A 14,490-nucleotide genomic window follows, 5' to 3' on the forward strand; every position below is an offset into this window, starting at 1 on the left:
GAACCACCCTCAGGCTCCTTTCGCCTCTGACCTGCGGCTTCTGTCAGTACTTGCAGTTATCCACAGGCCCGGCGAGGCGTTGCTCCCCCGGCTAATGTGATCACAGAGAGTATGCGAACTCATGGGGGAGGAAGATCATGACCGTTGGGGAAGCCGCCCGCACGCACACGGCCGAGTCGAACACGCCGGTGTGCGTCTCCGCCGCCCGCGCGGCCGAGGCGCTGTCCTTGAAACGAGGAGAGTTCGACCTCGCCGTCCACCTGGGGCTGATCGGTGCATACCAGGCGCCGGGCACGTCCAGGCCACGATTCCGGCAGCGGGAGATCGAACGGCTGCGCGCTCTGCCGGGGTTCCCGGACTCGCTGAAGGACCGGGTGCGTACGGCGGGGACCTCGGAAGGGGCCAAGTTGCTCGGGGTCAGCCCCGTGCGTTTCACCGGCCTTGCCCGCGTCGGGTGCGTTACTCCCGTCGCGTTCCACCTGAATCGCTACCGCGCGGTGGTCTGGCTGTACCTGGTGGACGAGCTCCTCACCTTCGCGTCGAAGGAGCCCGATCTGATCGCGGGCGGGAGCCCGGTGGGGATGCGGACCATGTTGGAGGCCGGCACCGACTGGCGGGCCCGCAACTGGCGTTCACGCAGGATCGACAGGCTTCTGAGCCGTGCGGAGGACCCGTGGGTGCGAGCGGCCCTGCAGGCATCCGCCCTGGACCCGGTTCAGCTGGCGGAGGTCGTGGAGGATCCCTACGAGCGCGCCTACCTCGCACGAGTGCGGCCGGAGTCCGCACCCGGACGACCGGCGTCCGAATCCGGCAGGGAGGCGATGGCGAGGCTGATACTGGCGGATGATCCGGACGAAATCCTGTGGCGCCGGGTGAACTTGACGCTGGAGATCGACCGGGCGCGGGAGATCCGAGTCGCTCCGCGCCCCGGATACGGCCCGTCGCTGTTCCGGCCGTCACCGACACCCCCCGTCCCGGGCCGGGGTGTGTCGGACCGGTCGATGCCGGAAGGACCAGTTCCGGGCGGGCCGGGAGCTGCCTCCGGGCAAGTCGGCCGGCTGGCCCGCCGCTCAGGTAGGAGGCGCGCTCCCGGGCGGGGGCTGCTCGATCGGATCGGCCTGTGGCGGCCTGGGCCCAGGGATCACTAAAGCGCTTGCACGGCTCCGTTCGTGTGAGCATCGTGGTCCCCATGCTGATCAGAGAAGCCACCGACGAGGACTGGCCCGCGATCTGGCCGTTCTTCCACGACATCGTCGCCGCGGGCGAGACCTTCACCTATCCGACGGACCTCGGCGAGGACCTGGCCCGGGGCTGGTGGATCCTTTCGGAGCCGGACCGCACGGTTGTCGCGGTGGACGACGCCGGGACCGTCCTCGGCACCGCCAAGATGAACAGCAATCACATGGGCAACGGCTCGCACATCGCCAGCGCCAGTTACATGGTCGACCCGGAGCGATCCGGCCGGGGTGTGGGCAGGGCCCTGTGCGAATACACAGTGGACTGGGCACGTACGGCGGGATACAGGGCGATGCAGTTCAACGCCGTGGTGGAGACGAACACCAACGCCGTGCGGCTGTACCGCTCCCTCGGCTTCGAGGTCATCGGTACCCTGCCCGAGGGGTTCAACCATCCCGAACAGGGCTATGTGGGACTGCACATCATGCACAAGCCCCTCTGAAACACCCTCACCCCCAGAGCGAAGCGTACGTGAGTGCAGCGGCTTCCGGCCATCCTGACGTGTCCGTGATGTCACAAGTAGCGGCGTTGTGTGCATGGTTGATGCATCACTGAGACATGGGGCGGTTGTGCCCCCTGGGATGGGGGGCAGTACTGTGCGCCCCACCGCCATCCCAGCGGTGTACTCGTATGAAGGAAGAATTCATGACCATACCCAGGAGATCGTGGCGTGGCGCGGGAGCTTTCGCGGCCGCCGCGATAGTCGGCCTGGCAGGCGGGGTCATCTCCGCAGGTCCGGCCGCAGCTCACACCCCCAAATGGGACGTGACCTGCTCCGAAGTCACGCTCAACCTGACGGCCTACTCGGACCGCGCCACCAATGAGGTGACCGTCTCCGTCGTGGGCGGCGAGGATCTGCTCGCCAAGACCGAGTTCGGCCGGGAGTTCCGCACGGAGACCCCGATTCAGCTCCCGAAGCACGACAAGGAGCTGACCGTCCGCCTCGTCGTCAAGGCCGGGGACGACGAGCGCTACTCCTTCAAGGAGGAGAAGACCGCCGAGGTGTGCGAGGACGACTCCCCGTCGCCCACCCCGACCGAGGCTACTCCTTCGGAGACCCCGAGCACGGAGCCGTCCGCCTCGGAGACCCCCGAGCCGAGTGCGACGCCGAGCGAGACCGCCACGGAGACCGCGCCTGCTCCCGCGGAGCCGAGCAGCAGCGCGCCGGACCTGGCCGAGACCGGTTCCTCTTCCGCCACGCCCATCATCGGCGGAGCCGCTCTCGCGGTTCTGCTCGCCGGTGGCGGCATCCTGTGGTCCGTCCGTAAGCGCCGCACCGCGCAGCACTGACGACTTGGAAGATTCGGCCCACCGGTGGTGAAACGCCGGGGGGCCGGCCGGGGGCGTACCGCAGCAACTCCGTTGCGGTGCGCCCCCGTGCCGTACGCCGCACGATCATGAGGCGGGACCGATCTCGCACCAGACGGCCTTGCCCTCTCCCCGCGGCTCGACGCCCCACCGATCGGCGACCGCGTCGAGGAGCAGCAGACCGCGCCCCGAGGTGGACGTCTCGCCCGGCGCCCGGCGTCGCGGCCAGACACTGGAACGGTCCTGGACCGACAGTCTGATGCGTCGAACGGGCTCCGGCAGCACCTCCAGCGTCAGCACCGCCCCGCCCTCCGTGTGCAGCAGCACATTGACCAACAGCTCCCCGGTGACCAGCTCCGCGTCGTCGGCCAGGGCGGCGAGACCCCACTCGTTCAGCGCCTGACGCACGATCGACCGCGCGTCCGACAGCCCCTGCGGATCCGCCTGATGGATGTACTGATGCAGCCGGGGAGCCTTCGGTGAACCGAGGTCCGGGCTGCGCCGAAGGACCAGCAGGGCCACGTCGTCGCCCGAACCCCACCGCTCCCACAGCCGGTCGGACAGGTGGTCGGCCAGCGCCTCCGCACCGTCGGGCCCGTCACTCACCTCGTGGATCAGCGCCGCGACCCCTGTGTCGACATCGGCACCCGGTTCCTCGACCAGCCCGTCGGTGTACAGGACGAGTGTCTCGCCGGGTACCAGGTCGAGACGGGTCTCCGGATACTCCTCGTCACGGAAGTCCGTGGAGATTCCGAGCGGCAGACCTCCGCGCACCTGAGGGACGCCGACCCGCCCGTCGGTGTGCCGGATCAGCGGGCCGAAGTGCCCGGCGCGGGCCACCCGCACCGCCCCCGTGGCGAGGTCCACCTGCGCGTACGTCGCCGTCGCGAACCGATCGGTGTCCAGCTCGGCCAGGAAGCGGGAGGCCCGCGCCAGTACGGTCGCCGGGGGGTGCCCTTCGGCGGCGTACGCCCGCAGTGCGATCCGCAGCTGGCCCATGATGGCCGCGGCGTGTGTGTCGTGCCCCTGTACGTCGCCCACCGCTACGCCGATCCGGCCCTTGGGAAGTGTGATCACGTCGTACCAGTCGCCGCCGACCTCGCGGCCGCTCCACGCCGCGTGGTAGCGGACCGCGATCTCGCCGCCCTCTATCTCCTGGATCCGCCGCGGAAGCATGGCCGACTGCAGCCCCGTGGCGAATTCGCGTTCCTCGTCGAAGAGGATCGCCCGCTGCAGCGACTGGGCCACGATGGCGGCCAGTCCCAGACACAGGATCCGCTCGTCCGCGCTGAACACGGTGCGTTCCCGGTAGAAGAGCGCGAGTCCGCCCAGCGAGCGGGCCTGAGCTATCAGCGGAAGGTAGGCGACGGCGCGGAAGTTCAGCTCCCCGATATGGGGTTCGAGTACGGGATAGCGCCGGATCAGCGAGGCGAGAGAGGTGATGAACCGGGGTCGCCCGCTGAGGATCGTGTCCCCGAGGGGAAACGTCGCGTCCAGCTGCCCGGAGCCCAGGCCCTCCAGAACTTCCACCGAGTCACCGCTCAGGGCGATGATCCTCAGTGCGGAGTTCTCGACGAGCCCGAGCGCCAGTCCGTCCGCACCGATTCCGACCAGGCCACCCGGGCCGGTGAGCGCGGCGGTGACGTCGTCCACGGTCACCGCGCGTGACATCGCGGCGGTGGTGCGCTCGACGATGCTCGTCTGGCGGCGGCGCCGCTTTTCCAGATCGAGAACGAAGGCCGAATGGGTGACCTCGGCCGTCGCATCCCGCACCAGACCGATGACTCGGTGTGCCCGGCCGTCCTCGGACCGCATGATCCGCGCCTGGATATGGGTCCACTGGCTGGTCCCGTCGTCCAGGTGCATCTGGAAGTGGACGCTGTAGGAGTTGCTGCCACCCGAGACCGCCTCGTCGATCGTGGCTTCCAGGCGCGCCCGATCCGCCGAGTCCAGCCGGTCGGCCACGGTCGACGGCGACGCCTCGAAGGTCGCCGCGTCCATGCCGAAGACCGTCAGCCCGGCTTCGTCGATGGCCAGGGTCCGGGCATCCAGATCCCATTCGAAGCTGCCGGTACGGTTCAGCGCGAGGCGCTCAGCGACCCCGGTCTCGCCGGCGGCCCGCCGTTCGATCCGGAGCCGCGACGATGCCTCGTCGTCTGCTCGCCGTGAAGAGTCGGTCATGCATGCTCCGGAGGTCGTCCGGCGGGGCTGCTGGACGTCGCGGCCCGTAGGTACCAATTGTCGAGGCCGCGAAGCGGGAGTGCCACAGCGATATCAGGCGACCCGGCTCCGGCGCCCGCCGACGGCCGTCGCAGAATGGCACCCGGAGATCGTCCACGGCTGACCGGAGCGCACACATGATCGATGACGAGCCCGTCCTGCTGCACACCGAGGGTCACGTCCTGCACATCACGCTCAACCGCCCCAGGGCCCTGAACGCGCTCACTCACTCCATGGTGCGCGGCATCGACGAAGCGCTCACCCGGGCTGCCGCCGACGACGCGGTCTCGGCGGTCGTGATCGGCGGAGCCGGCGGACGTGGCCTCTGCGCCGGCGGCGACATCCGGTCGATCTACGAGGACGCCCGGGCGGGCCGCAGCGCCTCCGTGGACTTCTGGCGTGACGAGTACCGCCTCAACGCGCGGATCGCCAGGTTCCCGAAACCGTACGTGGCGCTCATGGACGGCATCGTGATGGGCGGCGGCGTGGGCGTCTCCGCCCACGGCGACGTCCGCGTCGTCACCGAGCGCTCACGCGTCGCGATGCCCGAGACCGGAATCGGCTTCGTGCCCGACGTAGGGGGCACCTACCTGCTGGCCGCCGCACCCGGAGAGCTCGGTACCCACCTCGCACTCACCGGCAGGCCCGTGGACGCGGCCGACGCCATTCTGTGCGGGCTGGCGGACCACTTCGTCCCGTCCCACCGCCTGGCCGACCTCACCACCGCCCTGGCCAGGACCGCGACGCCCGCCGACGTGGCGGACACCGTGGCCCGCCACGCGACGGCGGCCCCTGGAGGGGAGCTCGCAGCGCACCGCGCGTGGATCGACGACTGCTACGCCGCCGACACGGTCGAGGAGATCATCGACCGACTGACGGACAGCGGAGTCCCCGCTGCCAAGGAGACCGCCGCCGCACTCCTCGCCGTCTCGCCCACCGCACTCAAGGTCACTCTGGCCGCTGTACGCCGTGCCGGAAGCCTCGGCAGTCTGGAAGCCGCCCTCGACCAGGAGTTCCGTGTCTCCTGCCGGGCCTTCACCGGACACGACCTGCTGGAGGGCGTGCGCGCACGCATCATCGACAAGGACCGTGCTCCGCGGTGGAGCCCCGCCGAGCTGGCCGATGTCGGCGCCGCCGAGGTCGCACGCCACTTCGAGCCGCTCGGTGAGCAGGAACTGGGCCTGGCCCCGAACTGACCCACTCCTGTGCGCAAACGTCCGCGCGCTCCCCGGTCCTGTCCGCCGGCCGACGGACAGGACCGGGGCCGCTCATACGCCCACGGCCAGCTGGTCGGCGGCCCGGTCCCATGCCGCGGGATCCCCCCGCGGCGTGTAGTGACGCAGTTCCTGGGTGCGTGCCACCAGCCCGCGCATGTCCGTCAGCCCGCCCACCATTCCGTGGGCCCGCGCCTGGAGCAGCACATTGCCGAGCGCGGTGGCCTCTGCGGGCCCGGCGGTGACCGGCAGGCCGGTCGCGTCGGCGGTCCACTGGCACAGCAGCTCGTTACGCGAGCCGCCGCCGACCAGGTGGATCCGTGTCAGCTCGCGGCCAGCCAGCTCGGCGGCCTCCCGGAGCGTTCTGCGATGTGCCAGCGCCAGGCTCTCCAGGACACACCTGACATATCCGCCAGGGCCGTCCGGGGGCGCCTGCCCCGTCCGGATGAGAGCGGCGTCGATCCGGGACGGCATGTCTCCCGGTGCCAGGAACACCGGATCGTCCGGGTCGATCACGCAGGCGAACGGCCGTGCGCGCGCCGCTCCCGCGAGAAGACCCGCGAGGCCCGTCGACGTACCGGCGCGCTCCCACGTACGACGGCACTCCTCGAGCAGCCACATGCCCATGATGTTGCGGAGATAGCGCACCGTGCCGTCCACACCGCGTTCGTTGGTGAAGTTCGCGGCCCTCGACTCCTCGGACAGTACCGGCGCGTCCAGTTCGAGACCGGCCAGCGACCAGGTTCCGCACGACACGTACGCGAACCCCGGTCCGACGGCGGGGACCGCGGCCACCGCGGACGCAGTGTCGTGGGACGCGACGGTCGTCACCTGCGTGCCCAGCGGCAGCCCGGTGAACCCGGCCACGTGCGGAAGCAGCGTACCCGCCGGTACGCCCGGTTCACGCAAGGCGGGGAACAACGAACGTTCCAGCCCGAGCCGTTCCATCAGGGCATCGGACCAGCAGCCCGTGCGCGCGTCGAACAGGCCGGTCGTCGACGCGTTGGTCACTTCCGCGCCCACCGACCCCGTCAGCCAGTACACGAGAAGATCCGGCATCAGCAGCAGCGTCCGGGCCGCCGGCCACTGAGCTGTGGAACGGTGGGCGGCCAGTTGGAACACCGTGTTGAACGGCAGATGCTGCAGTCCGCCGACCCCGTACAGCTCCTGTGCGTCGCAACGGGCAAGCACCTGCTCGGCAGCGGTGGTGTTGCGCCCGTCGCGGTAGTGGAACGGCAGGCCGAGGAGCGATCCGTCGGAGTCCAGGAGCCCGTAGTCGACGGCCCAGGTGTCGATGCCCACCGAGGCGACGGGGCCACTGTCCGCCGCCGAGCGCAGCCCGTCCAGCATGCCCTGGTACAGGGCGAGTACGTCCCAGTGGAGCCCGTCGGGCAGCTGGACCGGCGTGTTGGCGAAGCGGTGCGTTTCGGTCAGCACCAGCTCGTCGGGGCCGACCCTGCCGGTGATCACCCGGCCACTGGTGGCGCCCAGGTCCACCGCGGCGAACACCGGGTCGTGTCGTGAAGTCGCAGACATGGGGAATCTCATCCGATCCGGGCGGAGCCGCACCCCGGGTGCTCGCGTGACGGCGCCCGGGGCGCGGCAGGGTGGTGCTCAGCGCAGGAACGCCGCCGCCACTCCGGCGTCGACGGGAATGTGGAGGCCGGTGGTGTGGGTGAGGTCCCCGCCGGTCAGGGCGAATACGGCGTTGGCGACATGCTCGGGGAGCACCTCGCGCTTGAGGATCGTGCGCTGGGCGTAGAACTCGCCCAGCTTCTCCTCCTCGATGCCGTAGGTCGCCGCACGCTGGGCCCCCCAGCCCGCCGCGAAGATCCCGGATCCACGCACCACCCCGTCCGGGTTGACCCCGTTGACCCGGATTCCGTGCTCGCCGAGCTCGGCGGCCAAAAGGCGCACCTGGTGCGCCTGGTCGGCCTTGGTGGCCGAGTACGCGATGTTGTCGGGGCCGGCGAACACGGCGTTCTTGGACGCGACGTAGATGATGTCGCCGCCCAGCCCCTGGGCCCGCATCATCCGTGCCGCCTCCCGGGAGACCAGGAACGAACCGCGCGCCATGATGTCGTGCTGGAGGTCCCAGTCCCGTGCCGAAGTCTCCAGCAGGGGCTTGGAGATGGAGATCCCGGCGTTGTTCACGACCAGGTCCACGCCTCCGAAGGCGAGCGCGGCGGCCTCGAAGGCGTCGACGATCCGCTCCTCCGACGTCACATCCACCGTCACCGCAACGGCCTTGTCCGGGCCGCCGAGCTCCTCGGCGACAGCCTCCGCGGTCACCGGGTTCAGGTCAGCCACGACGACACAGGCGCCCTCCGAGACGAGCCGGTGCGCGATGGCCCTGCCGATGCCGGACCCCGCACCGGTGACGAGGGCCACGCGCGTGGCCAGTGCCTTCGGCTTCGGCAGCCGGCGGAGCTTGGCCTCCTCCAGCTCCCAGTACTCGATGCGGAACTTCTCGGACTCCTCGATGGGCGCATACGAGGAGACGGCCTCGGCACCCCGCATCACGTTGATCGCGTTGAGGTAGAACTCCCCGGCGACCCGGGCGGTCTGCTTGTCCTTGCCGAACGAGAACATGCCGACACCGGGTACCAGCACGATTGCCGGGTCGGCCCCCCGCATGGCCGGCGAATCGGGCGCGGCGTGGCGCTCGTAGTACGCGCGGTAGGCCTCTCGGTACTCCGCGTGGAGTACGCCGAGCCGGCCCACCGCCTCCTCCAGCGGGGCATCGGCAGCCAGATCCAGGACCAGCGGGCTGACCTTCGTGCGGAGGAAGTGGTCCGGGCAGGAGGTGCCGAGAGCGGCGAGACGGGGGTGCTCGGCGCGCGACAGGAAGTCGAGCAGGGGCGCAGCGTCGGTGAAGTGCCCCACCTGGGGGTGGTCCGTGGACGCCAGCCCGCGGACCACCGGGGCGAGGGCGGCTGCCCGCTCCCTGCGCGCACCCTCCTCCAAGGCCTCCCGGCCCGGGAGGACAGCGCCGAAGGGCTCCGCCCTGCCGTGGTCCTCGAGGAACTTCTCGGCCGTACGGATCATCCAGAGGGCGTTGCGTTCGCACTCCTGAGAGGTCCTGCCCCAGGCGGTGATGCCGTGACCGCCCAGGATCACACCGACCGCCTGCGGACGGGCCTCCTTGACGGCCGCGATGTCGAGCCCCAGCTGGAATCCGGGACGGCGCCAGTCCACCCATGCGACCTTGTCGCCGAAGCACTCGGCGGTCAGCTTCTCGCCGTCGGCCGCGCACGCCAGCGCGATCCCGGAGTCCGGGTGCAGGTGGTCGACATGTGCGGCCTCGACCAGCGCGTGCATCGCGGTGTCGATCGACGGGGCCGCACCGCCCTTGCCGTGCAGGCAGTAGTCGAACGCGGAGACCATCTCGTCCTCACGATCCACCCCCGGGTACACGTCCTTGAGCGCTCGCACCCGGTCCAGTCGCAACACGGCGAGACCGGCCTCGGTCAGCGTGCCGAGGTCGCCGCCCGAGCCCTTGACCCAGAGCAGTTCGGTACCGCCACCGGTGACGGGGTCGGTCTCCGTCGCCTTGGCAGAGGCGTTGCCACCGGCGTAGTTGGTGTTGCGGGGGTCGGCGCCGGTCCGGTGGGCGCGCTCCAGGAGCGCGGCGACTTCGGCGTGCGTCGCGGACGTCATGAGAGTTCCTTCTGGAAGAGGTGACGGGCAGGTGCGGCTGGACGTGTGAGGCCGGGGGAGTGGGGCTCAGGCGCCCCAGCCGGCCTGCTCGCCGCCGACACGGTCGGCTGCGATGCGCTCCTGGTTGCCGGAGGCTAGGTAGGCGGCGAACGGGTCGCGCGCCAGGCCGAGCTCCTCGCGGACCTCGGCGAGCAGCGGCCGCACGTCCGTGTTGAACGCGTCCATCAGCACTCCGTTGGACGCCAGGACATCACCGGAGCTCTGCGCTTCGGCGAGCGCCCGGGCGTCGATGAGCAGTGCCTTCGCGGTCGCCTCCTGGACATTGGTGACCGAGCGGATGACCGCCGGGATCTTGGCCTCGATGTTGTGGCACTGGTCCAGCATGAAATTGACGTTGGTCCTGGCCTCGAGTCCGCCGTTCTTGACCACCTCGTGCATGATCCGGAACAGCTGGAAGGGATCGGCAGCCCCTGCCATCAGGTCGTCGTCGGCGTAGAAACGGGAGTTGAAGTCGAAGGCGCCGAGTTTCCCCTCCCGCAGCAGGAACGCCACGATGAATTCGATATTGGTGCCAGGTGCGTGATGGCCGGTGTCGACGACGACCTTGGCCTTCGGGCCGAGCTTGAGGCAGTGGGCGTACGAGGTGCCCCAGTCCGGGACGTCGGTCGTGTAGAACGCGGGCTCGAAGAGCTTGTACTCCAGCAGCATCCGCTGGTCGTCGCCGAGCCGCTCGTACACCTCTGCGAGCGACTCGGCCAAGCGGTCCTGGCGGCCCGCGATGTCGTCCTGGCCCGGGTAGTTGGTGCCGTCCGAGAACCACAGCTTGAGATCGGGCGATCCGGTGGCGTCCATGATGTCGACGCACTCGAGCAGGTGATCGGTGGCCCTGCGGCGGACCTTCGGGTCCGGGTGGGTGACGGAGCCCAGCTTGAAGTCGTCGTCCTGGAAGACGTTGGAGTTGATCGCACCGATCCGCAGCCCGAGCTCCTCGGCGTACCCGGTCAGCGCCGCGTAGTCCTCCACCCTGTCCCAGGGGATGTGCAGCGACACCTTGGGAGCGACCCCGGTGTAGGCGTGCACCTGCGCCGCGTCCGCAAGCTTCTCGAACGGGTCACGCGGGACGCCCGGCTGTGCGAAGACCTTGAAACGGGTCCCTGAGTTCCCGTAACCCCAAGAGGGCGTCTCGATGACCTGAGACTTCAGAGCTGCCTTGACGGCCGACACATCAGACATGAACACCTCGTAAGCAGAGTCATCCGGCGACCCTCAGGATCGTGGATGTGAATCGTTTCATCCGACCGTACGCTAGGTTTGGGCACTGCTGCTCGTCAAGCAGTCAGCCAGGTTTCTTCGCGATTTGAATCAATTCATCCCCGACGGCAAGGGGTTTACGGGCACCTGTGCCTGCTCGACGAGCTGTTCCGGGACGACAGGTGGACACTGAGTGCGTCGGAGGCCCGCTCCGGCGTCACGCACTGTGCGGTGATGAAGCACCTCGTGCCGCCGGAGTCGGCGGGCCTGATCGTCAGGCGACGACGGGGGTGGGAGGAACCCCGTTTCCTCAGCCCGATGCCCATCAGGGTCGTCCGCGACCGGTGGGTGAGCAAGTACGCCGAACCCTGGGCGGGCCGGGCTCAGCGACCTCAGGAGCCGACTGGAGATTCCCATGGAGAAAGTCTTCGAGATATACATCCGCACCACTCCCGAGCGTCTCTGGGAGGCGATCACCGATCCCGAGATCAGGAGCAAGTACAACTTCGGCGCCCGCGTCACTTCGGACTGGACCCAGGGCTCACCCTTCGAGATGGGAGCTCCCGGCGCTCCGGGCCCGCTCGGGGAGGGACGGAATCTGGAGGTCGAACCGCCGCGCAGGCTCGTCCAGAGCATGGTGGCGCTCTGGAGCGACGAGGTGAGGAACGAGGGCGCGACCCGCATCACCTGGGAGATCGAGCCCATCGGCGACTCCTGTCGGCTGACGATCACGCACGACGAGCTGCGAGAGGGCGCCGACGAGGAGTTGTACGGCGGATGGCCGATGATCCTCTCCGGCCTGAAGACCTGGCTGGAGACCGGAGAGCTGCTCACCACCCCCGGCTCGCTCCTGTACAGCGGTCAGTGACCGGCGGCCGCCTCCGTGTCGTGACGCCCGGCCGTGGCCGACCCCTCCGGGGCGGGGCGACACGACCGGAGGAAGCGGGCGACCCTCAACCCGTGGGACTCGGCTGAAGCTGCCTCACGAGAGCGAAGAGCCTGTCCTCGTTCCCCGCGAGGCCCGCGCTCCGCAGCGCCTCGTCGGCTTCCTCGATCGGGAAGGCGAGCAGCGGCATGTACAGAGGGGCTTCGCTCGGGTCCGCGAGCGCGGCGCGCGTGGCAGCGAGTAAACGGACGTACGCCTGGGCCGCGGCGAGTTCTTCCTGGTGCATCTCATCTCTCCCCGTCAGAGGTGTCGTACCGTCAAGCATCTCTCAAGGGTCTGACAATCCGGGTGCCGTCACTGGGCAGGGCGGTCAAGTACGGTGCGCGGTCCCGGTTCGACTTCGAGGAAACGCCGTCGGCGCGGCCCTCGGTATGACAGCACCGTCCAGCCCAGCCGCTGCAACACCCCGGCACAGCCGGCCAACGCCTCCTCCTCGTCGCGCGCCGCTCCGCTGCCCGGCGGGCCTGCCCAGTCGACCCGTACCGAGCCCGGCGCCTCGCCTTCGCTCACCCGGTAACCCGTGGAGGTGCGCTGCCCGGACGCGTCGACCGTCGACGGGGGTATCAGGGCGGCCTCCAGCGCCAACGCCACGGCCCGTAGCGGTCGGTGCAGCTCCCAAGGGGCCGGCGCACTCTCGGGGGCCGCGCTCCCCGCGCGGGTGAGCCGCCTGATCTGCAGCAGCCCGTCGAAGGCGGTGCGCACCTCCCCGGCACGGTCGCCGGACGCGTCGGGAGCCGCCGCGGGCCCGTCGCCTGTCGCGGGCTCGAAGCCCCCCTCCTGCGGCGCGCTCATGTCCTGCCTCCCTCGCACCCGTGTCTCACACTCCGCCCAGTGTGCACCCGCCCACCGACAGCCTCGGCTGCCTCCTTCGCCCACGCGTATGCTTTGCGGATACCGCAAACCGGAGGACTCAGGTACGTGCACCACGACGACCCGACCGCCCTGCCCCTCGTGGAACGGGGCGCCCTGCGCGCCGACTGCGCGAAGTGCTTCGGGCTCTGCTGCGTCGCGCTGACGCTGACCGCGTCGGCGGATTTCGCGATCAACAAGGACGCGGGGACCCCCTGCCCCAATCTGGCGGACGACTTCCGCTGCGGCATCCACACCCGGCTGCGGCCCGAAGGCTTCTCCGGCTGCACCGTGTACGACTGCTTCGGCGCGGGTCAGAAGGTCTCCCAGGACACTTATGGCGGCCGGGACTGGCGGTCCGACCCGGACACCGCGCAGCAGATGTTCCAGGTCTTCCCCGTGATGAGGCAGCTTCACGAACTGCTCTGGTACCTGACCGAGGCCCTCACCCTGCCGGCGGCCGAGCCCCTGCACCCCGACCTCCGCGAAGCTCTTCGCACCACCGAACGTCTCACCGGTCTGCCCGCCGGTGAACTCGCGGAACTGGACGTGTCCGCGCACCGCGACAGCGTGGCCGGCCTCCTGCTCCGCGCCGGCGAACTCGAACGCGCCACCGTCCCCCGGCGCAGGAAGCGGAGCCAACGTGGCGCCGACCTGATCGGGGCCCGACTCCGAGGCGCCGATCTGCGCGGAGCCGAACTGCGAGGCGCTTACCTCATCGCTGCCGACCTCCGCGGAGCCGACCTGCGCCGGGCTGAGCTCATCGGCGCCGACTTCCGTGACGCCGACCTGTCGGACGCCGACCTGACGGGCGCTCTCTTCCTCACACAGGCGCAGCTGAACGCGGCGAAGGGCAACACCGCCACGAAACTGCCGGATTCCCTGACCCGGCCCGCGCACTGGTCGCCGGGCGGACCCACCAGCGCCTGAACACCTCGGTCGGCCGCCGCATCCGTTCGATCCGGCGTCCGGCGTGGACGCGTTGACCACGGCTCCGCGGCCACCAGACTGATCGGTTCAGGATGCCTCCCACGCCTCCGAGGAGCACTACGCCCACCTGCGTACCGGAGCGCGTCACCCGCGACGCGGCTCGTTCCCCGTGGGGTCGGCTTCCGAACCGTCCTGCTCCAGTGCCGCTTTGAGGCGCTCCAACGTGGTCCGGATGTTCCCGCGCTGGAATTCCGCGAAAGTGTGCCCGCGTGTCGCGATCCGGTCGAAGGCGTTGGCGAGAAAGTCGGGCCACATCCGTCGGTTGTCCGTCCAGGTCTCCGTGATGCGGGTGAAGCCGTCGACCGCTTCGAAGCGGTACTCCCACAGCGCGATGGAGCCCGGCAGCCGAGGACGCCGCATACCGATGGCGTGCACGCGAAAGGCGAACCGCTCGCCCGGGTCGGCAGCCGTCACCGTGCACCTGGTCGTCCATCGGAAGAAGCCGCGCTTGTTGCGGCCCTCGAAGACCATGCCGACATGGGCCGTCCGGTGCTCCCCGAGTATCCTCGCGCCCCGGTTCTCCGGACTCCAGCGACCCATCGCGGTGGGGTCGCTCAGCTCCGCGTACGCGGTGGACGGCGCCACTCGGATCAGGATGCTGTCCGATACGGACATGGTGCGGGGCATGACAGGTCTCCTTGTCCTCGTCCGGCCGAGGCAGATCGAGCGAGCCGGACGGGCCATGTGTGAACGGTCGGCGGTTCTGGTTCGTGGGACAGTGTGGCTCACACGCACCGGCGTTCGGAACACCGGACCCGAGGCGGCCCTCACCACGGCGGCCGCCCGCCGGCCTTCGACCGTGACGTCCACAGGCAG

General features: G+C 69.8%; 13 protein-coding genes. 6 read left to right on the forward strand and 7 right to left on the reverse strand.

The window, feature by feature from the left end; genetic code table 11:
- The first annotated feature begins 137 nt into the window (after positions 1-137).
- The 3 genes from JOC24_RS18570 to JOC24_RS18580 all read left to right on the forward strand — a co-directional run bounded on the left by JOC24_RS18570 (position 138) and on the right by JOC24_RS18580 (position 2,526).
- Positions 138-1,148 (forward strand): DUF6397 family protein, encoded by a 1,011-nt coding sequence (locus JOC24_RS18570; protein ID WP_205021438.1) that lies wholly within the window; start codon positions 138-140, stop codon positions 1,146-1,148.
- Between the two features lie 41 nt (positions 1,149-1,189).
- A complete protein-coding gene (locus JOC24_RS18575; RefSeq protein WP_205021439.1) occupies positions 1,190-1,678 on the forward strand; it encodes a GNAT family N-acetyltransferase in 489 nt (162 codons plus the stop codon).
- Positions 1,679-1,881: 203 nt separating this feature from the next.
- Entirely contained in the window at positions 1,882-2,526 is a 645-nt protein-coding gene (locus JOC24_RS18580; protein WP_205021440.1) for an LAETG motif-containing sortase-dependent surface protein, read from the forward strand.
- Positions 2,527-2,631: 105 nt separating this feature from the next.
- Here JOC24_RS18580 and JOC24_RS18585 read toward each other — a convergent pair whose 3' ends face one another.
- A complete protein-coding gene (locus tag JOC24_RS18585; protein WP_205021441.1) occupies positions 2,632-4,725 on the reverse strand; it encodes a SpoIIE family protein phosphatase in 2,094 nt (697 codons plus the stop codon).
- Between the two features lie 176 nt (positions 4,726-4,901).
- Between JOC24_RS18585 and JOC24_RS18590 the strand changes: the two genes are divergently transcribed.
- Complete coding sequence (locus JOC24_RS18590) at positions 4,902-5,960, forward strand: enoyl-CoA hydratase/isomerase family protein (protein WP_205021442.1); 1,059 nt, start codon at positions 4,902-4,904, stop codon at positions 5,958-5,960.
- A 72-nt stretch (positions 5,961-6,032) separates the two neighbouring features.
- On the opposite strand, the gene JOC24_RS18595 is transcribed toward JOC24_RS18590, so the two are convergent.
- The 3 genes from JOC24_RS18595 to rhaI all read right to left on the reverse strand — a co-directional run bounded on the left by JOC24_RS18595 (position 6,033) and on the right by rhaI (position 10,871).
- A complete protein-coding gene (locus JOC24_RS18595; protein ID WP_205021443.1) occupies positions 6,033-7,514 on the reverse strand; it encodes a rhamnulokinase in 1,482 nt (493 codons plus the stop codon).
- A 78-nt stretch (positions 7,515-7,592) separates the two neighbouring features.
- The gene (locus JOC24_RS18600; RefSeq protein ID WP_205021444.1) at positions 7,593-9,638 is read right to left on the reverse strand and encodes a bifunctional aldolase/short-chain dehydrogenase; all 2,046 of its coding nucleotides are present in this window, start codon (positions 9,636-9,638) and stop codon (positions 7,593-7,595) included.
- Between the two features lie 66 nt (positions 9,639-9,704).
- Positions 9,705-10,871, reverse strand: a complete 1,167-nt coding sequence (gene rhaI, locus JOC24_RS18605) for an L-rhamnose isomerase (RefSeq protein WP_205021445.1) — start codon at positions 10,869-10,871, stop codon at positions 9,705-9,707.
- Between the two features lie 433 nt (positions 10,872-11,304).
- Between rhaI and JOC24_RS33335 the strand changes: the two genes are divergently transcribed.
- Positions 11,305-11,757 carry an SRPBCC family protein gene (locus JOC24_RS33335; protein ID WP_239580609.1) on the forward strand — a complete coding sequence of 151 codons (453 nt, stop codon included), beginning with the start codon at positions 11,305-11,307 and terminating at the stop codon, positions 11,755-11,757.
- An 85-nt stretch (positions 11,758-11,842) separates the two neighbouring features.
- Here the strand turns inward: JOC24_RS33335 and JOC24_RS18615 are convergent, their stop codons facing one another.
- Both JOC24_RS18615 and JOC24_RS18620 read right to left on the reverse strand, forming a co-directional pair.
- Positions 11,843-12,061: a hypothetical protein gene (locus JOC24_RS18615; protein ID WP_205021528.1), complete on the reverse strand. Its 219-nt coding sequence runs from the start codon at positions 12,059-12,061 to the stop codon at positions 11,843-11,845.
- Between the two features lie 68 nt (positions 12,062-12,129).
- On the reverse strand, positions 12,130-12,627 hold the full coding sequence (locus tag JOC24_RS18620) for a hypothetical protein (RefSeq protein ID WP_205021446.1): 498 nt from the start codon (positions 12,625-12,627) through the stop codon (positions 12,130-12,132).
- Between the two features lie 126 nt (positions 12,628-12,753).
- Between JOC24_RS18620 and JOC24_RS18625 the strand changes: the two genes are divergently transcribed.
- Positions 12,754-13,614, forward strand: a complete 861-nt coding sequence (locus tag JOC24_RS18625) for a pentapeptide repeat-containing protein (protein WP_205021447.1) — start codon at positions 12,754-12,756, stop codon at positions 13,612-13,614.
- 144 nt (positions 13,615-13,758) lie between these two features.
- Here the strand turns inward: JOC24_RS18625 and JOC24_RS18630 are convergent, their stop codons facing one another.
- Entirely contained in the window at positions 13,759-14,301 is a 543-nt protein-coding gene (locus JOC24_RS18630) for an SRPBCC family protein (RefSeq protein WP_205021448.1), read from the reverse strand.
- Between the last annotated feature and the right edge of the window lie 189 nt (positions 14,302-14,490).

Origin of the sequence: Streptomyces sp. HB132, from assembly GCF_016909575.1 — a bacterium.
In the GTDB taxonomy this organism is placed as follows: Bacteria; Actinomycetota; Actinomycetes; order Streptomycetales; family Streptomycetaceae; genus Streptomyces.

Coding starts and splice junctions, on each gene's coding strand:
- JOC24_RS18570 (WP_205021438.1), top strand. CDS start 138: ATGACCGTTGGGGAAGCCGCCCGCACGCACACGGCCGAGTCGAACACG.
- JOC24_RS18575 (WP_205021439.1), top strand. CDS start 1,190: ATGCTGATCAGAGAAGCCACCGACGAGGACTGGCCCGCGATCTGGCCG.
- JOC24_RS18580 (WP_205021440.1), top strand. CDS start 1,882: ATGACCATACCCAGGAGATCGTGGCGTGGCGCGGGAGCTTTCGCGGCC.
- JOC24_RS18585 (WP_205021441.1), bottom strand. CDS start 4,725: ATGACCGACTCTTCACGGCGAGCAGACGACGAGGCATCGTCGCGGCTC.
- JOC24_RS18590 (WP_205021442.1), top strand. CDS start 4,902: ATGATCGATGACGAGCCCGTCCTGCTGCACACCGAGGGTCACGTCCTG.
- JOC24_RS18595 (WP_205021443.1), bottom strand. CDS start 7,514: ATGTCTGCGACTTCACGACACGACCCGGTGTTCGCCGCGGTGGACCTG.
- JOC24_RS18600 (WP_205021444.1), bottom strand. CDS start 9,638: ATGACGTCCGCGACGCACGCCGAAGTCGCCGCGCTCCTGGAGCGCGCC.
- rhaI (WP_205021445.1), bottom strand. CDS start 10,871: ATGTCTGATGTGTCGGCCGTCAAGGCAGCTCTGAAGTCTCAGGTCATC.
- JOC24_RS33335 (WP_239580609.1), top strand. CDS start 11,305: ATGGAGAAAGTCTTCGAGATATACATCCGCACCACTCCCGAGCGTCTC.
- JOC24_RS18615 (WP_205021528.1), bottom strand. CDS start 12,061: ATGCACCAGGAAGAACTCGCCGCGGCCCAGGCGTACGTCCGTTTACTC.
- JOC24_RS18620 (WP_205021446.1), bottom strand. CDS start 12,627: ATGAGCGCGCCGCAGGAGGGGGGCTTCGAGCCCGCGACAGGCGACGGG.
- JOC24_RS18630 (WP_205021448.1), bottom strand. CDS start 14,301: ATGCCCCGCACCATGTCCGTATCGGACAGCATCCTGATCCGAGTGGCG.